Source organism: Bradyrhizobium sp. CIR18, from assembly GCF_014198295.1.
Taxonomy (GTDB): Bacteria; Pseudomonadota; Alphaproteobacteria; order Rhizobiales; family Xanthobacteraceae; genus Bradyrhizobium.
The window spans coordinates 697,720-721,671 of sequence record NZ_JACIHF010000001.1 but is presented as its reverse complement, the minus strand read 5'-3'; the positions used below and the strand labels follow the sequence as shown (position 1 = coordinate 721,671).

The 23,952-nt window shown below is 65.3% G+C and carries 20 protein-coding genes; 14 read left to right on the top strand and 6 right to left on the bottom strand.

What is annotated here, in order from left to right; all coding sequences use genetic code 11:
* The first annotated feature begins 86 nt into the window (after positions 1-86).
* The 3 genes from proS to GGD65_RS03480 all read left to right on the top strand — a co-directional run bounded on the left by proS (position 87) and on the right by GGD65_RS03480 (position 3,489).
* Complete coding sequence (gene proS / locus GGD65_RS03490; protein WP_018320182.1) at positions 87-1,406, top strand: proline--tRNA ligase; 1,320 nt, start codon at positions 87-89, stop codon at positions 1,404-1,406.
* 90 nt (positions 1,407-1,496) lie between these two features.
* Positions 1,497-2,777 (top strand): lipoprotein-releasing ABC transporter permease subunit, encoded by a 1,281-nt coding sequence (locus GGD65_RS03485; protein WP_018320183.1) that lies wholly within the window; start codon positions 1,497-1,499, stop codon positions 2,775-2,777.
* Between the two features lie 7 nt (positions 2,778-2,784).
* The gene (locus tag GGD65_RS03480) at positions 2,785-3,489 is read left to right on the top strand and encodes an ABC transporter ATP-binding protein (protein WP_092257239.1); all 705 of its coding nucleotides are present in this window, start codon (positions 2,785-2,787) and stop codon (positions 3,487-3,489) included.
* An 86-nt stretch (positions 3,490-3,575) separates the two neighbouring features.
* Here the strand turns inward: GGD65_RS03480 and GGD65_RS03475 are convergent, their stop codons facing one another.
* Complete coding sequence (locus GGD65_RS03475) at positions 3,576-4,655, bottom strand: zinc-binding alcohol dehydrogenase family protein (RefSeq protein ID WP_183234407.1); 1,080 nt, start codon at positions 4,653-4,655, stop codon at positions 3,576-3,578.
* A 110-nt stretch (positions 4,656-4,765) separates the two neighbouring features.
* Here GGD65_RS03475 and GGD65_RS03470 point away from each other — a divergent pair, with 110 nt between their 5' ends.
* On the top strand, positions 4,766-5,545 hold the full coding sequence (locus GGD65_RS03470; RefSeq protein WP_183234406.1) for a helix-turn-helix transcriptional regulator: 780 nt from the start codon (positions 4,766-4,768) through the stop codon (positions 5,543-5,545).
* A gap of 48 nt (positions 5,546-5,593) precedes the next feature.
* On the opposite strand, the gene GGD65_RS03465 is transcribed toward GGD65_RS03470, so the two are convergent.
* Entirely contained in the window at positions 5,594-6,901 is a 1,308-nt protein-coding gene (locus tag GGD65_RS03465; RefSeq protein WP_183234405.1) for a hypothetical protein, read from the bottom strand.
* Between the two features lie 142 nt (positions 6,902-7,043).
* Positions 7,044-7,952 (bottom strand): LysR substrate-binding domain-containing protein, encoded by a 909-nt coding sequence (locus GGD65_RS03460; RefSeq protein ID WP_179738751.1) that lies wholly within the window; start codon positions 7,950-7,952, stop codon positions 7,044-7,046.
* A 108-nt stretch (positions 7,953-8,060) separates the two neighbouring features.
* Between GGD65_RS03460 and GGD65_RS03455 the strand changes: the two genes are divergently transcribed.
* The 3 genes from GGD65_RS03455 (at position 8,061) to map (ending at position 11,272) form a co-directional block, all read left to right on the top strand.
* Complete coding sequence (locus tag GGD65_RS03455; protein WP_183234404.1) at positions 8,061-9,437, top strand: FAD-binding oxidoreductase; 1,377 nt, start codon at positions 8,061-8,063, stop codon at positions 9,435-9,437.
* Positions 9,438-9,547: 110 nt separating this feature from the next.
* A complete protein-coding gene (locus tag GGD65_RS03450) occupies positions 9,548-10,390 on the top strand; it encodes a GNAT family N-acetyltransferase (protein ID WP_312017682.1) in 843 nt (280 codons plus the stop codon).
* A 132-nt stretch (positions 10,391-10,522) separates the two neighbouring features.
* On the top strand, positions 10,523-11,272 hold the full coding sequence (gene map / locus GGD65_RS03445; protein WP_092257216.1) for a type I methionyl aminopeptidase: 750 nt from the start codon (positions 10,523-10,525) through the stop codon (positions 11,270-11,272).
* Positions 11,273-11,294: 22 nt separating this feature from the next.
* Here map and GGD65_RS03440 read toward each other — a convergent pair whose 3' ends face one another.
* Positions 11,295-12,704 carry a PLP-dependent aminotransferase family protein gene (locus GGD65_RS03440; RefSeq protein ID WP_183234402.1) on the bottom strand — a complete coding sequence of 470 codons (1,410 nt, stop codon included), beginning with the start codon at positions 12,702-12,704 and terminating at the stop codon, positions 11,295-11,297.
* Between the two features lie 108 nt (positions 12,705-12,812).
* On the opposite strand from GGD65_RS03440, the gene GGD65_RS03435 reads away from it, so the two are divergent.
* On the top strand, positions 12,813-13,274 hold the full coding sequence (locus tag GGD65_RS03435) for a carboxymuconolactone decarboxylase family protein (RefSeq protein ID WP_018320193.1): 462 nt from the start codon (positions 12,813-12,815) through the stop codon (positions 13,272-13,274).
* A 44-nt stretch (positions 13,275-13,318) separates the two neighbouring features.
* A complete protein-coding gene (locus GGD65_RS03430) occupies positions 13,319-13,957 on the top strand; it encodes an HD domain-containing protein (protein WP_183234401.1) in 639 nt (212 codons plus the stop codon).
* 50 nt (positions 13,958-14,007) lie between these two features.
* Here GGD65_RS03430 and GGD65_RS03425 read toward each other — a convergent pair whose 3' ends face one another.
* Both GGD65_RS03425 and GGD65_RS03420 read right to left on the bottom strand, forming a co-directional pair.
* Positions 14,008-14,274: a DUF3551 domain-containing protein gene (locus GGD65_RS03425; protein WP_183234400.1), complete on the bottom strand. Its 267-nt coding sequence runs from the start codon at positions 14,272-14,274 to the stop codon at positions 14,008-14,010.
* Position 14,275: 1 nt separating this feature from the next.
* Positions 14,276-14,596, bottom strand: a complete 321-nt coding sequence (locus GGD65_RS03420) for a DUF3551 domain-containing protein (RefSeq protein ID WP_183234399.1) — start codon at positions 14,594-14,596, stop codon at positions 14,276-14,278.
* A gap of 253 nt (positions 14,597-14,849) precedes the next feature.
* On the opposite strand from GGD65_RS03420, the gene GGD65_RS03415 reads away from it, so the two are divergent.
* The 5 genes from GGD65_RS03415 to GGD65_RS03395 all read left to right on the top strand — a co-directional run bounded on the left by GGD65_RS03415 (position 14,850) and on the right by GGD65_RS03395 (position 23,808).
* Positions 14,850-15,572 (top strand): outer membrane protein, encoded by a 723-nt coding sequence (locus GGD65_RS03415; protein WP_018320197.1) that lies wholly within the window; start codon positions 14,850-14,852, stop codon positions 15,570-15,572.
* Between the two features lie 487 nt (positions 15,573-16,059).
* On the top strand, positions 16,060-19,563 hold the full coding sequence (gene dnaE / locus GGD65_RS03410) for a DNA polymerase III subunit alpha (RefSeq protein WP_183234398.1): 3,504 nt from the start codon (positions 16,060-16,062) through the stop codon (positions 19,561-19,563).
* 128 nt (positions 19,564-19,691) lie between these two features.
* Positions 19,692-20,435, top strand: a complete 744-nt coding sequence (locus GGD65_RS03405; RefSeq protein ID WP_183234397.1) for a carbonic anhydrase — start codon at positions 19,692-19,694, stop codon at positions 20,433-20,435.
* A 144-nt stretch (positions 20,436-20,579) separates the two neighbouring features.
* The gene (locus tag GGD65_RS03400; RefSeq protein ID WP_018320201.1) at positions 20,580-21,107 is read left to right on the top strand and encodes a DUF2846 domain-containing protein; all 528 of its coding nucleotides are present in this window, start codon (positions 20,580-20,582) and stop codon (positions 21,105-21,107) included.
* Between the two features lie 142 nt (positions 21,108-21,249).
* Entirely contained in the window at positions 21,250-23,808 is a 2,559-nt protein-coding gene (locus GGD65_RS03395; protein ID WP_183234396.1) for a caspase domain-containing protein, read from the top strand.
* The last annotated feature ends 144 nt before the right edge of the window (positions 23,809-23,952 follow it).

The window sequence follows — 23,952 nt, the reverse complement described above, 5'->3', positions numbered from 1 at the left end:
TAGCGGCTTTTCCTCATTCCCGGTCTTGTGTTTTCGCTCTCAATCCGGTTTCACTGCAACCCATCACTGATTCCCAGAGTATTACCATGCGGTTGTCGCGGTTCTTTCTGCCCATCCTGAAGGAAAATCCGAAAGAGGCGGAGATCGTCTCGCATCGGCTGATGCTGCGCGCCGGCATGATCCGGCAGGAGGCCGCTGGTATCTATGCCTGGCTGCCGCTCGGCTTCCGCGTGCTGAAGAAGATCGAGCAGATCGTGCGCGAGGAGCAGGACCGCTCCGGCGCGCTGGAACTGTTGATGCCGACGCTCCAGCTTGCCGATCTCTGGCGCGAGAGCGGCCGCTATGACGCCTATGGTCCGGAGATGTTGCGCATCGCCGACCGCCACAAGCGCGAGCTCTTGTACGGGCCGACCAACGAGGAAATGATCACCGAGATCTTCCGCGCCTATGTGAAGTCCTACAAGAACCTGCCGCTGAATCTCTATCATATCCAATGGAAATTCCGCGACGAGCAGCGTCCGCGTTTCGGCGTGATGCGCGGCCGCGAGTTCCTGATGAAGGACGCTTATTCGTTCGACCTCAACGAAGCCGCGGCGCGCGTCGCCTACAACAAGATGTTCGTGGCGTATTTGCGCACCTTTGCGCGGATGGGGCTGAAGGCGATCCCGATGCGCGCCGAGACCGGCCCGATCGGCGGCGATCTCAGCCACGAGTTCATCGTGCTGGCCGAAACCGGCGAATCCGGCGTCTTCATCAATCGCGACGTGCTGGACCTGCCGGTGCCGGGCGAGGACGTCGACTACGACAGCGACCTGACGCCGATCATCAAGCAATGGACCTCGGTCTACGCCGCGACGGAGGACGTCCACGACGCCGCGCGCTTCGAGCAGGAAGTGCCCGCGGACAAGCGGGTGAACACCCGCGGCATCGAGGTCGGCCAGATCTTCTATTTCGGGACCAAATATTCCGACGCGATGAAGGCCCTGGTGGCGGGACCTGACGGCGTCGATGTGCCGATCCATGGCGGTTCCTACGGCGTCGGCGTCTCGCGCCTGCTCGGCGCGATCATCGAGGCCTGCCATGACGATGCCGGCATCAAATGGCCGGAGGCTGTCGCGCCGTTCCGCGTGTCGATTCTCAATCTCAAGCAGGGCGATGCCGCCGTCGATGCGGCCTGCGAGAAGCTTTATGCCGAGCTCACCGCCAAGGGCGTCGACGTGCTCTATGACGACACCGACCAGCGCGCCGGCGCCAAATTCGCCGCCGCCGATCTGATCGGTATCCCCTGGCAGATCATGATCGGCCCGAAGGGGCTCGCTGACGGCAAGGTCGAGATCAAGCGGCGAGCCGACGGCTCCCGCGAGACCATGTCGCCTGCGGACGCGGTCGCAAGACTTGTGGGCTGATAAGCCTGGTCGGCTGAATATTGTTCATCGCCCGATATCGCGGCCGCCAATCCGGCCACAATTGACCCCGAATCATGGGATTATCGAGCGATGGATGAGACCATGACCGAAACCGTGCAAACCGCGCCTTTTGCGCCATTCGAGTGGATGCTGTCGGCGCGCTATTTGCGGGCGCGCCGCAAGGAGGGATTCATCTCGGTCATCGCCGGGTTCTCCTTCCTCGGCATCATGCTGGGCGTGGCGACGCTGATCATCGTCATGGCCGTGATGAACGGCTTCCGCAAAGAGCTGCTCGACAAGATCCTGGGGCTGAACGGGCACATCCTGGTCCAGCCGCTGGAATCGCCGCTGACCGACTGGAAGGACGTCGCCGACCGCCTCAGCCAGGTCAAAGGCATCCGGCTTGCAGCGCCCGTGGTCGACGGCCAGGCGCTGGCGTCCTCGCCCTGGAACGCCTCGGGCGTGCTGGTGCGTGGCATCCGCTCCGACGACCTCAACAACCTCACCTCGATCGCCAAGAACATCAAGCAGGGCTCGCTCGAGGGCTTTGACGACGGGCAGGGCGTCGCGATCGGCCGGCGCCTCGCCGACCAGCTGTCGCTGCATGCCGGCGACAGCATCACGCTGGTGGCGCCGAAAGGCGCGGTGACGCCCATGGGCACGACGCCGCGCATCAAGCCGTACAAGATCGTCGCCGTGTTCGAGATCGGCATGTCCGAGTACGATCTCGGCTTCGTGTTCATGCCGCTCGCGGAAGCGCAGGCCTATTTCAACCGCAGCAACGACGTCACCTCGATCGAGGTGTTCACCACCAATCCCGATCAGATCGTCGCCTTCCGTCAGGCCGTGACCGAGGCTGCGGGCAGGCCGGTGTTCCTGGTGGATTGGCGGCAACGCAATTCGACCTTCTTCAACGCGCTCCAGGTCGAGCGCAACGTGATGTTCCTGATCCTGACCATGATCGTGCTGGTCGCAGCGCTCAACATCGTCTCCGGCCTGATCATGCTGGTGAAGGACAAGGGCAGCGACATCGCGATCCTGCGCACGATGGGGGCCTCGCAAGGCTCGATCATGCGCATCTTCCTGATCACGGGCGCCTCGATCGGCGTGGTCGGCACGCTGGTCGGCTTTGTCGTCGGCCTCGTGATCTGCCTCAACATCGAATCCATCCGGCAATTCCTGTCATGGCTGACCAGCACCGAGCTGTTCTCGCCAGAACTCTATTTCCTGTCGAAACTGCCCGCCGAGATCGACGTCGGCGAGACCACGGCCGTCGTCATCATGGCGCTGACGCTGTCGTTCCTGGCGACGCTGTACCCGTCGTGGCGCGCCGCGCGCCTCGATCCCGTCGAAGCGCTGCGGTACGAGTGAGGGGTTGATGGAGCAGCAGCAGGGGGCGGAAGACGTTCCGGTCATTTATCTCCACGAGATAAAGCGGCAGTACTTGCAGGGCGAGGTGCCGCTGACGATCCTCGATGGCGCCAAGCTCGCGCTGTGGGCCGGCCAGTCGGTGGCGCTGGTGGCGCCGTCAGGCTCGGGCAAATCGACGCTGCTGCACATCGCGGGGCTATTGGAAGCGCCCGATTCCGGCGAGGTCTATGTCTCGGGCGCGCCGACTTCGCAGCTGCCCGACATCGAGCGCACCCAGCTGCGCCGCACCGATATCGGCTTCGTCTACCAGTCGCACCGGCTATTGCCTGAGTTCTCGGCGCTGGAGAATGTCATGATGCCGCAGATGATCCGCGGTCTGAAGAAGTCCGAGAGCGTCAAGCGCGCCAAGGAGATATTGGGCTATCTCGGCCTCGGCGACCGCATCACCCATCGCCCGGCCGAGCTGTCCGGCGGCGAGCAGCAGCGCGTCGCGATCGCGCGCGCGGTGGCCAACGCGCCACGGGTGCTGTTTGCGGACGAGCCGACCGGCAACCTCGATCCGCACACGGCGGATCACGTGTTCCAGGCGCTGATGCAGCTGGTCAAGGCGACCAAGGTGTCGATGCTGATCGCGACCCACAACATGGAGCTCGCCGGGCGCATGGACCGGCGCGTCTCGCTGTCGAACGGCCAGGTGATCGAGCTCGAATAGAAAATCGCGAAAACAACCCCATGCACAGTAGCCAAGTGCTTGGCGGGGCTCGCGAAAAAAATCGCCATTTCGCCGCACCCTGAGACTCAAGGCCGGATCACCGTCAGCTTGAATGGCCCGCCATTGGCCGCGGCGTGCGCCACCGCCTCGTTGGCGTGGTCGAGGTCGAAGGCCGTCGTCTCATATTCCTCCAGCCTGAGCAGCCCCGCGCGCACCAGCGCGATCAGACGGCTCGCGGCATCGGGCGGGTACATCCAGACGCCGTGGATACTGATGCAGTTGCGCATGATCCAGGGATAGGGCAGCTCGAGGCCCGCGCCGCCGGCCATGCCGACGCCGCCCATCAGCACGACGCGTCCATAGGGGCGCACCGTCATGATCGCCGCGCGCACGACCTCCGTGCTCACCGAGGGCGGCATGATGTCGAACACGCAATCGATCGGGCCTGATGCAGCGCGCTTCATCGCCTCGCGGTCGTGATCTTCATTGCCCGTAAGCCTGACCGGTTGCACGCGGCTGCCGAAGCGGCGGACGAGGTCGGCGAGGATTTTCTCGTTGCGGCCGGGCGCGACCACGCCGGCTGCGCCCATCGCGAGCGCGACCGAAACGGCGGCGCTGCCGAAATTGCCGGTGGCCCCGCTCACCAGCACGGTCTCGCCTGGTCTAAGGTTGGCGGCGAGAAAGCCTCCGTAAGGCACCAGCAGCGTGCCGAGCGCGCACCATTGTGTGGCTTCCTCCGGCGTGATCGCGCCGAGCCGCTTCACGTTCTCGGTCGGCACCATCATTTGCTCGGCGAAAGAGCCGTGGCGAAAGTGCTTCTGCAGAAGCATGCCGCCGGGGCCGGCGGCGGTGAGCCCTTGCAGGGCGATATCGGGCGCAACGTTGTCGTCGCGCGAGCGCACCGTCGGGTCGCAAAACACCCAGTCGCCGACGCTGAGCTTGGTGGCATCCGGGCCGATCGCGCGGACCCGGCCGATGCCGCCGGGACCGGGGATAACAGGCAGATCGAGCGCGTAATTGCGCGTCCCGTCAAATACCTCGTTCATGTAGGACAGCACGCGCGTGGCGACGACGTCGACGACAACCTCACCGGTTCCGATGATTGGCTCCGGGACATGCTCGATCACCAGCGGCGATCCAAAGGATTTGAGTACGGCTGCTTTCATGGATGTTCACCTCAAAGTCGCGGTGAAACCCATATGCGCCGCCTTGGAGAGGGCAAGAAGGCCTGGTATTATCCTAGTATTCCCGGGGCCCTCCATGTGGGAGTGACATCATGGCCGATCCGCGCCGCGTTGAATTCGGCGACTTCCTGAGGTCTCGCCGCGAAAAGCTATCGCCGAAGACCGTCGGGCTTCCGATCGGCGGGCGCCGGCGCACCGCGGGGCTACGCCGCGAGGAGGTCGCGCAGCTCGCCGGCATCGGCGTCGACTGGTACATCCGCCTCGAGCAGGGCCGCACCGTCAGCCCTTCGCTCACCACCGTCGACGCGCTGGCCCGCGCGCTGCGCCTCAGCAAGACCGAGCACGCGCATCTGAAGGCGTTGGCGCGCGACGGCGCCAGGGGGGCGTTCACGCGCGAGATCGTGCCGCCGCCCATTCGGCGGATGATCGAGAGCCTGCACCAGCCGGCCTATATCACCGGGCGCCGCTGGGATGTGCTGGCCTGGAACGCGGCGGCCGAGGAGGTCTTCGGCTTCGGGCAGTTGCCCGAGCAGGATCGCAACACGCTGCTGCTGGTGATGACCAACAAGCAGACGCGAAAATTCTACGGCGCGAGTTGGACCGACGTCGCCAGGAGCATGGTCGCGATGTTCCGCGCCAATCACGACGTCTGGGCCGGCGATCCCGCTTTCACGGAGCTGCTGACGCGGCTGCGCCAGGGCAGTCCGGAATTCGTCAAATGGTGGGAAGCCCACGACATCCGCAACACCGCCGCGGGTCTCAAGACCATGAACCACCCGACCAGGGGCGTGCTCCGGTTCGAGCACACCAGCTTCCAGGCCAACGACGATCCCGCGCTGAAGCTCGTGATCTACACGCCGGTCGAGAACTGAGGGAGGGGCAGGCTCCAGCTCTTGAAGACTGCTTTGCAAGCCTGCGCGCTACGGCAACTGCGTGGCCGCGGGCGTTGCGCGGGCGTTCGGCAGGGTACCGCCTGCTGTCCATGGACTGTCCGTCCAGGGTGTCGGCTGCAGAGAATTCGCCGGCCAGGGTTTTGCCGGGCCTGTCGCCACCGAGGTGCACGATGTCCCGAGCTGCGTCCATACCGAGGCCAAACCGGTCGTGTCGATGTTGAAGCTCGTGACGTCAGCCCGTCCCTCTGGTTCCGGCGTGGTTTCCTGGACCTGCAGGGAGTGCGAGGCCAGTACCGCCTTGACCATGTCGGGGTCGACGGCGCCGTTCCAGACCTCGTACTTCCCGAACCGCACCGGAGGCCCTCCGGCTTGCTTGCTCATGTCGGCGCTGGCTGCGATGAGAATCGTTTTCTTGCCGGCGGCCGATGCGTCGATCTCACCCGCGAACATCAGCGGCACGCGCTTCTTGTTTTCGCAGTACAGGCGCCATTCCATGGTCCGGAACGAGGCGTCGCTCTCCTTCTTCACCGCGGCGATCTTGCTGATGAAGGGCCGCGCTCCCTTTTCCAGCCGCCACATCGTCTCGGCCAACGGTCGCGTGTCGATCCCGAACCGGTAGAGCTCGGGCCGCGTCAGCACGTGCAGGCTTTCGAACTTCACGGTGCTGATCAGCGCATCGAGCTCGCGGCTGATTCCCATCGCCGCAATGAACGCGGCGCGGTCGCGGTCGGCGCCGGCGATCCGGCGCCGCCGCGCTTCGGCGACCACTTCCGGAGGCGGATCGCCTCGAAACCGGAGGATCAGCCTGGAGTTATGGACCGCCAGCGCGGCATCGGGCGCAACCTCGCGAGAGGTCGCTCCGAGAAACAGGTAGCCGCAGGCCGAGTTGCACATCGCATGATAGGTGGTGAGTTCGGCCTCGACCTCGCCGGTCGCGTTCTTGATCTTCAGGCATGCGGCGTCGATCTGCGTGCCCGCGGCGCACGCCGTCGCGATCGTCCGGCCAACCCGGGCGATCGCCTTGCGGCTGCGCAGCAGCCGGGCGATGGCATAGGACTGCTCAACGTTTCCACCGGGCGAATGGAGGTAAATCGGACGCTGCAGGTCCTTGACGCCGGCGAGGAAGCGGCGAATGCGGGACGCTGCGTCCTGATCGATCTGGCCCTCGATCGCGATCCAGCGGTCGCAGCCCGGCCCGCACGCGTCGGGCGCGCCTTTGGCGAGATAGATCGTCAGCCTGGAGGCAAAGCCGGGTTTCTCGGCCGGGGTTCCTTCGGCACGCAATGCGCCGGGAAGCGACAGCAAGGCCAGCAGAAGCAATATTCGGGCGAGCATGGAGCGATCGACTACGTATGGTGAGGGACCGTGACTGACGCTATACGACGATCGGCGTGGTCACAACTTGCGGTGGCATGGCGGTCCACGTTTTTTTCGCCGGGATCCGGAGTGGACATCTCGAACGGCACAGGGACGCGGATCAAGGATTTGACCGTAACCATTCCGAAAAGGCGCGGATGGTTCTCTCGCGCGGATGGCCTGCCTTGCTGACCACATGGAAGCCGTAGCCAGGCAAGCTCAACTTGAACGCCTTCACGAGCGTACCGGCGGCGAGGTCGTGTGCCGTGAGCACATCACTGAACACTCCGATTCCTTGTCCCGCGATCACCGCCTCGATGGCGTGCAATTCCTCGCGGAAACTCAGATGCTGCATGTCCTTGAACGGGGGCACAGCACGCCATCTGCGCTGAGCCGCGGAGAGCCATCGCTGCCAGGTGGGCGGCTCACGATCGGCCGGCGACCAGTAAGAGTGGATCAGGACGTGATTTGCGAGGTCGACCGGTCGCTTCAGGCGCCCCGTTGCAAGCAGGCGCGGACTGCAGACGGCCCAGAATGTATCGGTGAAGAGATCTTCGACGATGCCGTCTGTCGGCCGTACTCGGCTGGTCGCGTAGCGAATGGCGACGTCGCCGTCTCCGGCCTGCAGATCGAGCACCGTGTCGGTGCCGATGACCTCTAGCGGCACGTCGGGATGCAACTTGCGCCACAGGGGCAGGCGGGGCACGAGCCAGCGGCTGGCGAATGCGTTGGTTGTCGTCACCCGGAGAGGCTGTTGGGCGCCTTCCTGCTTGACGCTCGCAATGGCCGCGGCAAACACCTCGAGCCCGCCGCGTATGGCGGGGAAAAGCCGCGCTCCGGCATCGGTCAACGAGAGCGGCCTTGGTCTGCGGCGGAACAGAGCGCGACCGCAATAAAGCTCGAGCAATCCGATCTGGTGGCTGATCGCCGTTGGCGTCACGCCGAGTTCTGCCGCTGCCTTCTTGAAGCTCAGATGGCGGGCGGCGGCTTCAAAAGCCCGAAGCTCGATCAGGGGCGGGAGCTTGTGCATGCCGTCCAGTCTAGGTGAAACTAATTCATCGTCACCTGAATTCTTCGGATTTGCGCGGAGATAGTGCGCGGTCAAGGATATGGCGGGTCAAGCTGAGGAGATCAGGTCATGTCGTCCATCGCATCTGTCGCAAGCGCTGCCGCCGATCTTGGCACCTCCTTTGGAGGGCAACTCCTCAAACCGGCGGACGAGGGCTATGAGGAGGCGCGAAAGGTCCATAACGGGCTGGTCGACAAGCGGCCGGCATTGATCGCCAGGTGCCGCAGCGTGGCCGACGTCGTCGACGCCGTCGCTCTTGCGACCAAGCTCGGCCTCGAGGTCGCCGTTCGCGGCGGCGGCCACAATGTAGCAGGACGCGCGACCATCGACGGGGGGATCATGATTGACCTCTCGCCCATGAAGGGTGTCCGGGTCGACCCTGTTGGCAAGACCGTTTGGGCGCAGGGCGGGGCCACCTGGGGCGAGGTCAATCGCGAAACGCAACTTCACGGACTTGCGGTCACCGGCGGCGTGGTCTCGACCACCGGGATTGCCGGCCTGACCCTCGGCGGAGGACTGGGCTGGCTGATGGGCAAGTACGGTCTGGCACTGGATAATCTGCGGGCCGTCGAACTCGTCGCCGCCGATGGCAAGGTTTTGCGCGCCAGCAGGCAGGAGGAGCCCGATCTGTTCTGGGCCCTCCGCGGCGGCGGCGGAAACTTCGGGATCGCCACCAGTCTCGAATACGATCTTCATACGGTCGGACCGATCATGACCGGCGGTCCGATCGTCCATCCCATCGAACGCTCCCGTGAGGTGCTCGAATTCTTCCGGACCAGCACACGGTCGCTCGCGGACGAGCACATGCTGTTTGCGTCCCTGACGCATGCGCCGGACGGCTCCGGCACGGAGGTCGCGGTCCTGGTCACCAGTCACTGCGGACGGCTGGCGGATGCCGAACGAGCGGTGCGGCCGCTGAAACAGTTCGGGACTCCGATCCTGGATGCAGTCGGGCCGATTCCCTATTGCGACCTCAACCGCATGCTCGACGCCAACTATCCGAAAGGCGCCTTCAACTATTGGAAATCGAACTTCCTCGCGGAGCTCAGTGATGGCGCGATTGCGACCATGATCGAATGCTTCGCGCGCTGCCCGACTCCCATGGGGCAGTTCCTGGTCGAACACGTCCACGGCGCGGCGGCCCGCGTCGATGCCGGGGATACGGCATTCCCGCATCGGCAGGAGGGCTATAATTTCCTGATTCTCGCGCAGTGGATGCAGGCCAGCGATACCAGCCGCTGCATGTCCTGGGCGCGCGACACCTACGAAAGGATGCGACCTTTCTTCGCCTCCGGCCGATATGTCAATTATCTCGACGATGACGAGACGGGCGATCCTGTCGCGGCCGCCTATGGACCGAACTACCGGCGCCTGCAGCGGATCAAGGCGAAATACGACCCGACGAATTTCTTTCGGATGAACCAGAACATCCGGCCCCTGGCCTGATGGCCGGTTGAGGATTTCGTCGCTCTCATGGCCGTCTTCGGGAGAATTCGAGAATGGCTGTCGTGTGCCGACCCGCTTGTAGCGACGATTTGGCGAGAGCCGACGAACTCGTGGTCGCCAGCATCAACGAACTCACGGAACGGCGGGGGTTCGGCAAGATGGCGTCCTCCCGCCCGCAGCATTTTCAAGCCTTCTCGCTTGCGGATGATCCCGAAGGTCTATGGGTTGCGGAGGATGACGGAGACATTGTCGGCTTCGCGTGGAGTTGGGTGTGTGGCGAGCTTTGGTTCTTGGCGCAGCTGTTCGTGGCGCCTGATCGGCAGAGCGACGGCATTGGCAATCAATTGCTCGGCAAGTCATTCGCTCACGCGGCAACGCGCGGAGCATCCGTCAAAGCGTTGATCACCTTCGCCTTCAACAACGTGTCGCAGGGCCTCTACATCCGTCACGGACTATTCCCGCGCTGTCTGATCTACATGGTCAGCGTGCCCAGCAAGCGCTTGGCGTCGCGGCTGGCCGAGCCGCTGCTCCGTCTTGAACCACTTGCCGCCGGGACGGCCCGGTTCGAAAACCTGGTGCCGATCGATGTCAGCGCTCTCGGCGTCTCCAGAGCGAAGCATCATCGATATCTCATCGGCGACAGCACGACGAACGGGTTCACCATTCACGCCGGCCGCGAGTGCGTCGGGTATGTCTATATTTCGGATGGTCACATTGGTCCGCTCGCGGTCCGCCGGCCGGATCTGGTTGGCCCCGCCTTTGCGGCTGCGCTTTCGTTGGCGGCGCGGAGCGATGTTGCAACCATCTCGGCCTTCCTGCCGGGTTCGAGCGAGCCGGCGCTCAAGGTGGCGACCGACCACGGCATGCATCTGACGTTCCCGATGCTGCTGATGTCCAATCGACAGTTCGGAGATTGGGTTAGTTACCTTCCGCGCAATCCGGGCTTCATGTAGGTCTGGCAGGACTTGCGATCCCGCGTTGGCGGAACGCTGACGCGGCTGCGCGAACGATTCTGGCGTACCTGCTGCGTTTGCAAGCCGACCTTGCAGGGGCTATGTCCGGGCCTCCCGGACAAGAGCCCTGACATGACAATCTCCGATGACAACGACCTGACGCGCCTGAAAGAGATCGGTCGCATCGTCGCCAATGTGCTGGAGGCGATGGGGAAGGCGATTGAGCCGGGCATGAGCACCTCCGAGCTCGACCAGATCGGACGAAAGTTGCTGGAGGCCGCTGGCGCGCGTTCGGCGCCGGAGCTGGCCTATGATTTTCCCGGGGCGACCTGCATCAGCGTGAACGAGGAGATCGCTCACGGCATTCCGGGCGAACGGCGGATCGCGCGCGGCGACCTCGTGAACATCGACGTGTCAGCCGAGAAGAACGGCTTCTTTGCCGATACGGGAGCCTCGTTCGCCGTTCCCCCCGTAAACCGCGCGATCGAACGTCTTTGCCGGGACGGCCGGCGGGCGATGTGGACCGGCCTGCAGCAGGTTGGCGCCGGCAGGCCGATTGCCGGCATCGGCCAGGCGATCGGGACATTTGCGCGAAAGAACGGCTACAGCCTGGTCAGGAATCTGGCCAGTCACGGCGTCGGCCTGTCGCTCCATGAGGAGCCGACGGAGATCGCAACCTGGCCCGACCGCTCCGAACGCCGCATCATGAAGGATGGCCTCGTGTTCACCGTCGAGCCGTTCCTCTCCATGGGTGCCGAATGGGCGGAGAATGGCGACGACCCATGGACGCTCTACAGCAGCCCCGAGGCGCCGACCGTTCAATACGAGCACACGGTTGTCGCCACCCGCAACGGACCTTTGATCGTGACGAGGGCGGGTTAAGGCCGCCGAGGTCGGAGTCGGATCATGTCAGACGGTCGATGATCTGAAGGAGCCGGTCGCAGGACGCGTCGATCCTTTTGAGTGGAGACGTCGCGACGCCCAGCATCAGTCCCGGACGCGCCGAAGCCTTCGAGGCATACCAGAGCGAGAGCGGCGTGGGCCCCAGTCCGAACGATGCAGCTTGCCTGGCGATGGCGAGATCAGGCGCTCCGTCCGGCAAGCGCAGGACCGCGGCCAGTCCTGCAATCGCAACGTTCGTGGTGCGCGTTCGAAGCTGCTTCAGCAATGCATCGCCTTGCGCGGTGTAGGCGCGCTTGGTGCGCCGCAGATGCCGCAGATAATGGCCTTCGCGGATGAAGTCTGCCGTGGCGAGCTGCACCGCTGGTCCGGGTGCCGGCGCGAGGCACGCCGCAGTCTCGGCAAATCGCGACGCCAGAGCGGCCGGTGCAACGACAAAGCCAAGCCGTAGGGCAGGCGTTACGGTCTTGCTGAAGGAGCCAATGTGAATGACGCGGCCGGCGCGATCGAGCGAGGCGAGCGCCGGCGTGGCCCGGCCCTTGAGCTGAAGTTCGCTGAGATAGTCATCCTCGATCACCCACGCGTTGTTTTGGGTTGCCCAGTCGAGCAGGCGCGATCGACGTGCCAGTGACAGCGTGGATCCGAGCGGCGCCTGCTGCCCCGGTGTCACGACAACCAGCGCGGCGTCGGGCGCTTGTTGCAGGCCGTCGTCGACATCGATCCCATCTGCGTCAACCTTGATTGGCACGATCGACAATCCCGCAAGTTCGAGGCCGTGCCGGGTGAAGGGAAAGCCGGGATCCTCCATCCAGACTTTCTTCCTTTGCCCGACGTCGAGGACACGGAGCGCCAGGCCGAGGCCGCCGCTGAAGCCGCTGGTGATGATGATCTGGGACGGTGCGCATTCGATCCCGCGCGCCAGCGCAAGATAGGCCGCGATCTCGCGGCGCAAGTCCAGCTCGCCGCGCGGATCGGGGTAGATCGCAGGTGCGCTCATCTCGACGCGAATTGCCCGTGCGCGCATTCGCGCGAGCAGCGTCGCAGGAAAGGTCTCCTGCGAAGGCACGCCCATCTGGAAGATCGCCGGCCCCGCCGTGAGCTCCTGGTACATCTCCATGAACGAGCCGGGGTCCGGCGCCTTGTCCCGCCGCACGGGAATGGACGGTCGGTCGGCGACGTGCGTGCCTGTCGCGCGGGCCGCGATGATCAGTTGGGCCGATGAGAGCTTTTCATAGGCTGAGCGCACGGTGCCGCGCGCGACGCCAAGCTGGGCCGCCAAATCCTGCCATGAGGGCAGGCGCGCGCCCGGGGCGAGCACGCCGCGCTCGATGGCGGCCCTGATCCCCCTGTGGATTTGCTCCGCCAGCGGCGTCTTCGCCGACCGGTCGAGCTTCAACCGCAGCGATCTGGTCATGATCCTTGGTACACGATTTTCTCGCGTTCTTGGTTCTTTTTTATAGACCACGACAGGGGCATCTGAGGGAGGAAAGAGGGGCTTCCTCGATGATCAAGGAGAAAGCGGATGAGTGAACGTCTCAACTACAACCACATTGCGCCGGCAGGCGCGAAGGCACTCGGCGGCGTCTATGGCTACGTGATGCAGAGCGGGCTTCCCGCGACGCTGGTGACCCTCACTTACCTGCGCATCTCGCAGATCAACAACTGCGCCTACTGCCTCGACATGCACACGCGGGATCTGCTGAAGAGCGGTGTGAAGGTCGAAAAGCTCGCGCTGCTGCAGGCTTGGGCCGAGGGCGGCGATCTCTTCGACGACCGCGAGCGCGCGGCTCTCGCCTGGGCCGAGACTGTCACCCGCGTCGCCGAGACCAACGTGCCCGATGAGGCCTATCAAGCCGCCCGCAAGGTCTTCAGCGAGCGCGAGCTTGTCGATCTTACGATCGCAATCAGCCTGATGAATGCGTACAATCGCATGTCGATCAGCTTCCGAAATACTCCGCAGGCCGCGCTCGAGAAGGCGGCCTGACGGATCGCGCGGCATCAGCCGAAACGCAAAGCAGGAGCTTGAAGATGATGAGTGTGATTTCCGGCGTCAAAATCCCCGACAGCAAGCTGGCGCGCGAGGCGGCTGAACTGGTGCGCAGCTACGAAGACGACATGCTTTTCAACCATTCCGTCCGGGTCTACGTCTTCGGCGCCGTGAAGGGGTTGCGTCAGCAGCTGAAATTCGATCCCGAACTTCTCTATGTCGCGGCGTTGTTTCACGATCTCGGCCTCGTCGACCATTACCACACGCAGACAAAGCGATTTGAGGTTGACGGAGCCGACGCTGCGCGTGAGTTCTTGCGGGCGCGCGGCATCGCCGAGCCGCAAGCCGATCTGGTGTGGGAGGCAATCGCGCTGCACACCACGCCCGGCATTCCGCAATTCATGCGGCCGGAAATCGCGCTCACCAACGCGGGTGTCCTGGTGGACGTCGTCGGCATTGGGTATGACGACTACACGCCGGAGCAGCGCGGCCAGGTGATCTCGGCGTTTCCGCGCGGTGACTTCAAGAACGAGTTCCTGAAGGTGCAGACCTGCTCGGCGCTGAAGAAGCCGCAGACGACGTTCGGGACGGTCAATTTCGACTACATCGAGGATCACGATCCCAGCTTCCGCAAGCCGAATGCGTGCACGCGCATCCGCAGCACGCCCTGGCAGAGCTGAGCCGATCGCCGCACGCCTACGCCGCCCTATCTCCGCCGGAAACTGGACGGTTAGGATCCGGGGCGAGGCGGCGGGCTCGAGCGGCGAGGGCGCGTTGGTTTCTTCAGCGGAAAATACGGGTTCATCACGCATGTCGCCGAACGCCCGACGGCGAGATATCGGCACTGCTCGAACGAGCCGTAGCGGCAGTCGAAATAGCCGACCTGGCCGTAGATCTGCATGCACACGGGATAGCTCGGATCATAGGTCTGCGCGCATGCAGATCCGCCCGCGAGAAGCAGGCCGATCACGGCCAGTGCGAGGCGAGCGCAGCGCATCTCAGCGCGGCAGGAAGTAGCCCGGTGAATAGCCCTGCGTCTGCGCGCGCGGACGATTCTGATAGGCGTAGGGGTCGTCGCTCTGTCCGACGAAATACGGATTGGCGATGCAGGTCAGCGCGCGTCCCGATGCGCTCGCCTGACATTGCGCATAGGTGTCGAACCTGCAATTGCTCAGGCCCGGCCATTCATCGCCGGTGAGGCAGAATGGATGATGCGTGCCGAACGCGCGCGCGGGTGTGGATGCGCTCGACACGAATGCGAATGTGGCGAGTGCGAGCGAAAGTGTGGCGACAATGGGGGGGGCAATTCGTCTGCGCATCTTCAATTCTCCATCACGCGAATGTGCGCGCGACGTTGTTACGCGCGCATGCAATTTATCTCGTGTCGCCGACAATGGAACTACAGAAAACACTTATTTCAAAGGGTTTCCAGAACGCGCTGATAAATCTTCATTAATGAAGCGCGGGCCTTTGGAGCGAACTGTTGCGTCGAGGTTACAGCAATTCCGTCGATCACTGTTATGACCACGCTGCGGCCAGGGGGCCTAACGACGAAACTGGAACGGGACTCAAATGAAGAAGAATTTGTTGCTTGCCGCTGTGAGCCTTGTCGCGCTGAGCGCGACTGCGCCGGCGCTGGCTGCTGACCTCGCAGCTCGGCCGTACACCAAGGCACCGCCGGCGGCGATCGCCGCGGTCTATGACTGGAGCGGCTTCTATATCGGCGTCAACGGCGGCGGCGGTTCGGCGGACACGTCGTGGAACCTGGTTAACTTCGGTGCGGAAGGCTCGCACAACTCGACCGGCGGCACGGTCGGTGGTCAGGTCGGTTACCGCTGGCAGTCCGGCCAGTTCGTGTTCGGCCTCGAAGGCCAGGGCAACTGGGCCGACTTCTCGGGTGACAACATCAGTGGCATCACCGGATTCCGGAATCGTACGCGCGTCGACTCGTTCGGTCTGATCACCGGCCAGGTTGGCTACGCCTGGAACAACGTCCTGCTCTACGCAAAGGGCGGTGCGGCTGTCGTCAGCAACAAGTACGACGTCTACAGCACTGTTACGGGTGCAAACCTCGACCGGGCTGACGAGACCCGCTGGGGTGCCACGGTTGGCGCGGGCCTGGAGTATGGCTTTGCTCCGAACTGGACGGTCGGCGTCGAGTACAACCACATCTTCCTCGGCGACCACGACATCACCTTTGCCAGCGGCGCTGTCGAGCGCGTCAAGCAGGACGTCGACATGGGTCTCGTCCGCCTGAACTACAAGTTCGGCGGCCCGATCCTCGGCCGTTACTGAGACTGATCGCTCGTCATCGAGCGGTCCTCGAAAAGCCCCGGCTTAGGCCGGGGCTTTTTTATTGCGTGAATTCAGCGAGTTAACCATTGCCTTTGGAGGTCGTCCGCCAGGCTTGACTCTTGAGAACGAAATGAGAACAATGTTCTGCATACGTTCCAACAAGGGAGCAAGCCATGTTCAGGGTTTTCGTGGAAGAGGCCGCCGCACTGGCGTCGATCACGCTGTTCGTCGGGATGATCGCGATCTGGGCGCAGGTCATACCGCAGCTCTAGGGGCAGCGGTTTTGTAAACCGATGCTCTCCCGACCGGTGCCCCTTGGGGAAAAGCGGGACGACGCGGCCAATTGGCCGCTCCGGCGTGGACTCTGAAGCTGCGACACCTCACCATCGCGAGGCGAGTCGGCAAGCGAAGGCAAATGGCGAGTGCATGATGCCTTTGAGGAGCCGGCGACCGCTCCATTCCATCTGCAAGAGGCCGTCACGCGACCATGCCGAGCGCCGGATTTGTCCACCTTCACGTTCACTCGGCCTATTCGCTGCTCAAGGGCTCGATCAAGATCGCCAAGCTCGCCGAGCTTGCCAAGAAGGACCACCAGCCGGCGCTGGCGCTGACCGACACCGACAATCTGTTCGGTGCGCTGGAGTTCTCCGACAAGATGGCGGGCTCCGGCATCCAGCCGATCGTCGGCTGCGAGCTGGCGATCGATTTCGGCGACCAGGATCCGAATGCGCGCAACGCGATGGGGCCGTCGCGCGTGGTGCTGCTGGCCGCGCAGGAGCGCGGCTATCGCAGCCTGATGCGGCTCAACTCGCGCGCCTTCCTCGAGTCGCCGGATAGCCACGCGCCGTTCGTCAAGCTCGACTGGTTCGAGGGCGAGACCGAAGGGCTGATCGCGCTGACGGGCGGACCCGACGGGCCGATCTCGCTGGCGCTTGCCGGCGGTCATGCCGAGCTTGCCGCCCTGCGCTGCGAGCGTCTGGCCGGCCTGTTCGGCGACCGCCTCTACATCGAATTGCAACGCCACAACACCGAGAAGGAGCGGCGCGTCGAAAGCGGCCTGATCGACATCGCCTACGCCAAGGGACTGCCGCTGGTCGCGACCAACGAGCCATATTTCGCCGCGACCGACGATTACGAAGCGCATGACGCGCTGCTGTGCATTGCCGGCGGGCGGCTGATCGCCGAGACCGAGCGCGAGCAGCTGACGCCGGATCATCGCTTCAAGACCCGCGCCGAGATGGCGGTGCTGTTCGCCGACATTCCAGAGGCGCTGGCCTCGACGGTGGAGATCGCCGAGCGCTGCTCGTTCCGCCCGATGACGCGCAAGCCGATCCTGCCGTTCTTCACCGTCGGCGCCGCGTCGAGCTCGGACGCCGCCGCAGTCGAGGCGGTGGAGCTGAAGCGCCAGGCGGAGGAGGGGCTCGCCAATCGCCTGCGGGTCCACGGCCTGTCGCAGGGCACGACGGATGAGGATTACAGCAAGCGCCTGGCGTTCGAGCTCGACGTCATCATGCGCATGAAATACGCGGGCTACTTCCTGATCGTGTCCGACTTCATCAAATGGGCGAAGGGCCAGGGCATTCCGGTCGGGCCGGGCCGCGGTTCCGGCGCAGGCTCGCTGGTGGCGTGGGCGCTGACCATCACCGACCTCGACCCGATCAAGTTCGGCCTGCTGTTCGAGCGCTTCCTCAATCCCGAACGTGTCTCGATGCCGGACTTCGACATCGACTTCTGCCAGGACCGCCGCGGCGAGGTGATCAGGTACGTCCAGGAGCGCTACGGCCGCGACCAGGTCGCGCAGATCATCACCTTCGGAACGCTGCAGGCGCGCGGCGTGCTGCGCGACGTCGGCCGCGTGCTGCAGATGCCCTATGGCCAGGTCGACAAGCTGACCAAGCTGGTGCCGCAGAATCCGGCCGCGCCCGTCACGCTCGCGGCCGCAATCGAAAGCGAGCCAAAACTCCAGGCGTTCCGCGACGAAGATCCGATCGTGGCGCGCGCCTTCGACATCGCCCAGCGCCTCGAAGGCCTCACCCGCCACGCCTCGACCCATGCCGCCGGCATCGTGATCGGCGATCGCCCCTTGAGCGAGCTCGTGCCGCTCTACCGCGATCCCAAATCCGACATGCCGGTGACCCAGTTCAACATGAAATGGGTCGAGCCCGCGGGCCTCGTCAAATTCGACTTCCTCGGCCTGAAGACGCTGACGGTGCTCGATGTCGCCTGCAAGCTGCTCAAGCCGCGCAACATCGACGTCGATCTCGCGACGCTGCCGATCGACGATGCCGAGAGCTACCAGATGCTGGCGCGCGGCGAGGTGGTCGGCGTGTTCCAGGTTGAAAGCCAGGGCATGCGGCGCGCGCTCGTCGACATGCGCCCCGACCGTTTCGAGGACATCATCGCGCTGGTGGCGCTGTATCGCCCGGGTCCGATGGCGAACATCCCGACCTATTGCGCGCGCAAGCACGGCGACGAGGAGCCGGAATATCTGCATCCCGTGCTGGAGCCGATCCTGAAGGAGACCTTCGGCGTCATCATCTACCAGGAACAGGTGATGCAGATCGCGCAGGTGATGTCGGGCTATTCGCTCGGCGACGCTGACCTCTTGCGCCGCGCCATGGGCAAGAAGATCCGCGCCGAGATGGACAAGCAGCGCGACATCTTCGTTGCGGGCGCGGTGAAGAACGGCGTGCCGAAGGGGCAGGCCGAGACCATCTTCGAGCTCCTGGCGAAGTTCGCCGACTACGGCTTCAACAAGAGCCACGCGGCGGCCTATGCGCTGGTGTCCTATCACACCGCCTACATGAAGGCGCATTATCCGGTGGAGTTCATCGCGGCGTCGATGACGCTCGACCTGAACAACACCGACAAGCTCTCGGAATTCCGCTCCGAGGCGCAGCGCCTCGGCATCAAGGTCGAGCCGCCGAACATCAACCGCTCCGGCGCGACCTTCGAGGTCGGCGACAAGGTCATTTACTACGCGCTCGCAGCGCTCAAGGGCGTCGGCATCCAGGCGATCGAGCAGATCATCGAGGAGCGCACCAAGCGCGGGCTGTTTACCTCGCTCGCCGACTTCGCCGCGCGGGTCAATCCGCGCGCGATCAACAAGCGCATCATCGAAAGTCTTGCCGCCGCCGGCGCGTTCGACACGCTGGAGCCGAACCGCGCCCGCGTCTTCGCCGGCGCGGACTCGATCCTGGCCGCCTGCCAACGCGCGCATCAGGCCGAGACCATCGGCCAGAACGACATGTTCGGCATGTCGGCGGATGCGCCGACCATCATGCTGCCGCAGATCGAGCCCTGGCTGCCGGCCGAAAAGCTCCGCCGCGAATACGACGCCGTCGGTTTCTTCCTGTCGGGCCATCCGCTCGACGATTACGCCACCGTGCTGAAGCGGCTGCGGGTGCAGTCATGGGCCGAGTTCTCGCGCGCGGTGAAGATCGGTGCCACCGCCGGCAAGGTCGCGGCCACCGTGGTCTCGCGCATGGAGCGGCGCACCAAGACCGGCAACAAGATGGGCATCATGGGGCTCTCCGATCCCACGGGCCACTTCGAGGCGGTGCTGTTCTCCGAAGGTCTCGCGCAATATCGCGACGTGCTGGAGCCGGGCGCTGCCGTGCTGCTGCAGCTCGGCGCCGAGCTGCAGGGCGAGGACGTCCGCGCCCGCGTGCTGCATGCCGAGCCGCTGGATGACGCCGCAGCCAAGACGCAGAAGGGCCTGCGCATCTTCCTGCGCGACACCAAGCCGCTGGAATCGATCGCCAAGCGCTTGGCCGGTCCCGACATGGCCGCCTCGAACGGCGCCGCGCCGAAGGTCGGCAGTCCCGGTATCGCGCCGCGCTCGAATGGCGACGGCGAGGTCTCGCTGGTGATGATGCTCGACCTCGAGACCGAGGTGGAGATGAAGCTGCCAGGCCGTTTCAAGGTCTCGCCGCAGATTGCCGGCGCGATCAAGGCGGTCGCGGGCGTGGTGGACGTGCAGCAGCTCTGACATTGCCGGCGCCCCCGCAAACCAAAGCTTAACTATTTGGCTCCCGCCCGGTTTCGAAGTCGCTCGCACGCAGCTATTAGTTGTTGTTCCGAGAATCTCGATTGGCGAAGCCAGGAAGAACAACAGCCATGTGCGACAAATGCTCTGAAAATCTGCATCAATCGGTTGCCCCCTCCCGGCGCTCGATGATGCTTCTTGCCGCTTCGGCACTCGGAGTGGCGGCGTTTGGCGGGACCGCATTAGCCAAGGAGGCGAAGGCGCCGCCCAAACCCCAGAACGTGCTTTCGCCCGATGCGGCGCTCAAGCGGCTGATGGAGGGCAATTCGCGCTATGTGTCGGGTGTGTCGCGCCGCCACGACTTCACGCATGAGCGCGAAGCGCTGGTCGGCGGTCAGAATCCCTACGCCGCCGTCTTGAGCTGCGCCGATTCGCGCATCGCGCCCGAATATGCGTTCGACAGCGGACGCGGCGATCTGTTCGTGTGCCGCGTTGCCGGAAACTTTGCCGGCGACGAGACGGTTGCGAGCATGGAATACACCGTCGCCGTGCTGGGCACGCCCCTGATCCTGGTGCTCGGCCACGACAATTGCGGCGCGGTCGATGCGACCATCAAGTCGCTGAAGGACGACAAGCCGCTGCCGGGACACATCCCCACGCTGGTCTCCGCGATCGCACCTTCGGTGAAGACGGCCGCCAAGCAGAGCGGGAACGCGCTCGACAACGCCATTCGCCAGAACGTCATCGACAACGTTGCCAAGCTGAAATCGGCCGCCCCGCTTCTCAACGCAGCGGTCGAACAGGGCAAGCTCAAGGTGGTCGGCGGCATCTACCGGCTGAGCACGGGGACCGTCGAGCTGATCGCCCAGGGCTAGAGCCCGGCGTTTGGAGCATCGGGCGTCGTGTGCAGCAGCTCCGACGCCCGGCCCGCGCCATCCACGCGATGGTTGCCGGGCGTTGTTGCAACCTGTCGCTGATTCCAGCTAGCATGAATCCCGGGGAATGGACTGGGGTGTGCGATGCTGCGACGGGGCGCGTTGTTGTTGGCCGTTGGTGTGATGCTGGTGGGCTGTGTCAGCGATCAGGTCGGGACCGACTTTGCCTCTGTGTCAAGAAAGGTCGGGCCTCCGCGCGCCGGGCACTCGCGCGTCGTCCTGCTCCAGGACAAGAGGAATGGCCTCAGCATGGCGATCTGCGCCTGCGAGGTGAAGCTCGACGGTGCTGCACTCGGCAAAATCGTCGCCGGGAAATATGCCTATGCCGATCGTCCCGCGGGTCGCCATGAATTGCTGGTGACGGAGCTGATGTTTCCGGGCGACACCAAGCGCGAGATCGTGATGGAAGCCGGCCGGACGCATTTCTATCTCATCAAGAGCAGCCCCAGGCACGACGCCGCGACGGGCGGCGCGGTCCTCGGCGGCCTGGTCGGGCTTGCGGCTGTTTCCATCGCGACGGCAGGAGAGGCGAATCCGGGGCCGGCCGAACTCATTGCGCTGGACGAGGCGACCGCGCGAACGAAGCTCGCCGAGCTGCAAGCTGTGGAGTAAGGTGAGGCTGACCTGAAGCTGACGCCAGCAGCGGCGTGGCCACGCCACTGCCTCAATCCGAGCTTTTCGTTCAACCGCCGTTCAGCCGGCCGCGCGCCTCATGCGTGGTGGCACCTCAACTACAGTAGCGGGCAAGCAAGCCATGCGTGGGACGTTCCGAGTCTTCATTTGCCTTCTCCTGCCGATCGTGGCCCTTGCCGCCGGTACGCCAGGAGCAGCAAACGCGCAGCAGCAGGAGAAGCGCATCGCGCTCGTGGTTGGCAACGGCGCCTATGCCAAGTCGCCGCTGGCAACGACTGCGAACGACGCCGGCCTGATCGCGCAGACGCTGCAGGCGGCCGGCTTCGACGTCGTCGGTGCCCGAGATCTCGACGGCGACACGCTGCGCAAGAGTTTTCGCGACTTCATCCAGAAGGCCCAGGCCTCGGGGCCGGGCACGGTCGCGATGATCTATCTCGGCGGCTACGGCGTGCAGCTTGCCGGCGAGAACTATTTCATCCCGGTCGATTCCAACATCACCCGCGACACCGACGTTCCGACCGAGGCGTTGCGGATCAGCGACTATGTGCGCCAGCTCGCCTCGATCCCGCTCAAGGCCAACATCGTCGTGCTCGATGCGGCCCGCGCGCAGCCCTTCATCGAGGGCGGCCAGCCGATCGCGAGCGGTCTGGCGCTGGTCGAGCCCGAGCCGAACATGCTGATCGCGTTCAACGCCGCGCCCGGCACGGTCGCGCCGGAGGAGCCGGGGCCCTACGGCATCTACGCCCAGTCGCTGGCCGAGATGATCCGGACCGGCGGCCTGCCGCTGCCTGAGGTGTTCGACCGCGTTCGCCTGCGCGTCAACGAGGCCTCCAAGGGCGCGCAGGTACCCTGGAACGAGCAGAAGATCTCGGCGCCGTTCTCGTTCTTCGAGCGCGGGCCTGACGCGCCGCCGCCGGAGGCCGCGCCCGACCAGGTCGCCGCGATCCGGAGCAAGCCGATCCGCGATCTCGGCGTGCGGGATGCCTATGCCGCCGCGCTCGAGCGCGACACGCTGCCGGCCTATGAGGAGTTTCTCGCCGCCTATCCCGGTGATCCCTTGGCGAAGCGCGTGATGGCGATCGTCGCGGCGCGCCGCGAAGCGATCACCTGGCGACGCACTTACCGGAACGACACGCCGGAAGCCTATTGGTCGTATCTGCGCCGCTATCCGCGCGGGCCGCATGCGGCGGACGCGCGCCGGCGCCTCGCGATCCTCACGGCGCCGGCCGAGCCGCCGCCGAGCTTTGCGATGATCGACTACGACGTGCCGCCACCGCCGCCGGAGGAGGTGGTCTATGTCGACCGTCCGGTGCTGTATTTCAGCGATCCCGATTTCGGCTTCGCGCCGCCACCGCCGCCTCCGGTCTATTATCTGCCGCCGCCGCCGCCGGATTTCGTCGTGTTGCCGCCGCCGCTGCCCGTGGTCGGCCTGTTCGTGCTGCCGCAGCCGGTGTTCGTGCCGATCCCGGTGTTCGTCAGGCCGCCGGTCTATGTCGCGCCGCCGCCGAACAACATCATCTACCAGAACATCCATAATACGACGGTGATCAACACCGTGATCAACCGCCTGCCGGCACCAGCACCGGCTACCGGGGCAGGGGCCGGACCGGGCAATCTGGCGCCAGCGATTGCCGGCCGTGCCAACCCAGCCGGGCCTGCCGTTCCGCAGGCGGTCGTGCAGCGCGCCGCGCTGATCCAGCAGGGCAAGGCGCCGATGCCCCCAAGCGCGACGATCCAGCCGACGGCGAGGCCCGGCGCGCCTCCGGTGACGCCGACGACGGCAGTCGCGCCGACCGCAGCGCCGACCGCAGCGCCAACGGCTGCGCCGCAGACGGCGCCGACACTTGCTCCGCAGACCAGGCTGCCCCAGGCCAACACGCTGCCGGTTCCTGGTGCCCATGGCGGCCCGCCGCCACCGCCAGCGGGGGCAGGGCCTCTGCCGGGCGGAAGGCCCGTACCGCCGACGGCGACCGCACCCGGTGTGACACCGCCGGCTCGTCCGGCGGCGCCGACCACAGCTGCTCCCGGCACAACGGCCGGTCCCGGCACAACACTGCCTGCTCATTCCAATGCGCCAACGGCTGCCGCGCCGGCAACCGCTGCGCCCGCCGTGACCAACCCGACTGCTGTGCCCGGCCAGCCCCCCAGGCCGCCGGTGGCGCAGACGCCGCCCGGCACCGGGCCTGCGGATCGCGCCAAGTCTGCGACCCGTGAGCCTGCTGGCTCGCCGCCCGCCGCTGCAGGCGCGCCGGCGACACCTCCGGCCGCGGCCGGGAGGCCGATCGCGCCGCCGCCTTCAGCGGCACGTGAGCCGATCAGGCCGCAGCATCTGCCATCTGCGGCCCCGCCGCAGGCGGCCAGGCCGGCTGCCCCGCCGCCGCGGCCGCAGGCCGTGGCGCGGCCCACGCCACCACCCCCGCCGCATGTGTCGGCGCCGCCACCGAGGATGGCCGCACCTCCGCCGCCACGCCCGGCTCCTCCGGTTGCCGTCGCGCGGCCGGCGCCTCCGCCCATGGCGCGGCCCGCTCCACCGCCGCCGGTGGCCCGACCGGCACCCCCGCCGCCGCCGCGTATGGCCGTTGCGCCACCACCCCCGCCGCGCCCGGCCGCGCCTCCGCCGCGTCCCGCACCTCCGCCGCCGGCGGCCAAGAAATGCCCGCCGAACCAGCCCAGATGCTAGTCGGGCGCTAGGGAGCGGCCCGGTCTCCAGGGAAAGGGCCTCTCGCGGGCGAAAACCGCCTCTGAACGGCCCTTATTTCCTTGCTTCTGGCCGAAATGGCGCTATATAGCGCGCCATCTCACACGGAAACATGGCTCACAAGGC

What these genes read in the sequence shown, in the direction of transcription:
- GGD65_RS03460 (WP_179738751.1), bottom strand. Translation starts at nt 7,952, where the DNA reads ATGCACAAGCTCCCGCCCCTGATCGAGCTTCGGGCTTTTGAAGCCGCC.
- GGD65_RS03430 (WP_183234401.1), top strand. Translation starts at nt 13,319, where the DNA reads ATGATGAGTGTGATTTCCGGCGTCAAAATCCCCGACAGCAAGCTGGCG.
- map (WP_092257216.1), top strand. Translation starts at nt 10,523, where the DNA reads ATGACAATCTCCGATGACAACGACCTGACGCGCCTGAAAGAGATCGGT.
- dnaE (WP_183234398.1), top strand. Translation starts at nt 16,060, where the DNA reads ATGCCGAGCGCCGGATTTGTCCACCTTCACGTTCACTCGGCCTATTCG.
- GGD65_RS03395 (WP_183234396.1), top strand. Translation starts at nt 21,250, where the DNA reads ATGCGTGGGACGTTCCGAGTCTTCATTTGCCTTCTCCTGCCGATCGTG.
- GGD65_RS03455 (WP_183234404.1), top strand. Translation starts at nt 8,061, where the DNA reads ATGTCGTCCATCGCATCTGTCGCAAGCGCTGCCGCCGATCTTGGCACC.
- GGD65_RS03415 (WP_018320197.1), top strand. Translation starts at nt 14,850, where the DNA reads ATGAAGAAGAATTTGTTGCTTGCCGCTGTGAGCCTTGTCGCGCTGAGC.
- GGD65_RS03475 (WP_183234407.1), bottom strand. Translation starts at nt 4,655, where the DNA reads ATGAAAGCAGCCGTACTCAAATCCTTTGGATCGCCGCTGGTGATCGAG.
- GGD65_RS03420 (WP_183234399.1), bottom strand. Translation starts at nt 14,596, where the DNA reads ATGCGCAGACGAATTGCCCCCCCCATTGTCGCCACACTTTCGCTCGCA.
- GGD65_RS03465 (WP_183234405.1), bottom strand. Translation starts at nt 6,901, where the DNA reads ATGCTCGCCCGAATATTGCTTCTGCTGGCCTTGCTGTCGCTTCCCGGC.
- GGD65_RS03470 (WP_183234406.1), top strand. Translation starts at nt 4,766, where the DNA reads ATGGCCGATCCGCGCCGCGTTGAATTCGGCGACTTCCTGAGGTCTCGC.
- GGD65_RS03480 (WP_092257239.1), top strand. Translation starts at nt 2,785, where the DNA reads ATGGAGCAGCAGCAGGGGGCGGAAGACGTTCCGGTCATTTATCTCCAC.
- GGD65_RS03425 (WP_183234400.1), bottom strand. Translation starts at nt 14,274, where the DNA reads ATGCGCTGCGCTCGCCTCGCACTGGCCGTGATCGGCCTGCTTCTCGCG.
- GGD65_RS03405 (WP_183234397.1), top strand. Translation starts at nt 19,692, where the DNA reads ATGTGCGACAAATGCTCTGAAAATCTGCATCAATCGGTTGCCCCCTCC.
- GGD65_RS03485 (WP_018320183.1), top strand. Translation starts at nt 1,497, where the DNA reads ATGGATGAGACCATGACCGAAACCGTGCAAACCGCGCCTTTTGCGCCA.
- GGD65_RS03400 (WP_018320201.1), top strand. Translation starts at nt 20,580, where the DNA reads ATGCTGCGACGGGGCGCGTTGTTGTTGGCCGTTGGTGTGATGCTGGTG.
- GGD65_RS03440 (WP_183234402.1), bottom strand. Translation starts at nt 12,704, where the DNA reads ATGACCAGATCGCTGCGGTTGAAGCTCGACCGGTCGGCGAAGACGCCG.
- proS (WP_018320182.1), top strand. Translation starts at nt 87, where the DNA reads ATGCGGTTGTCGCGGTTCTTTCTGCCCATCCTGAAGGAAAATCCGAAA.
- GGD65_RS03435 (WP_018320193.1), top strand. Translation starts at nt 12,813, where the DNA reads ATGAGTGAACGTCTCAACTACAACCACATTGCGCCGGCAGGCGCGAAG.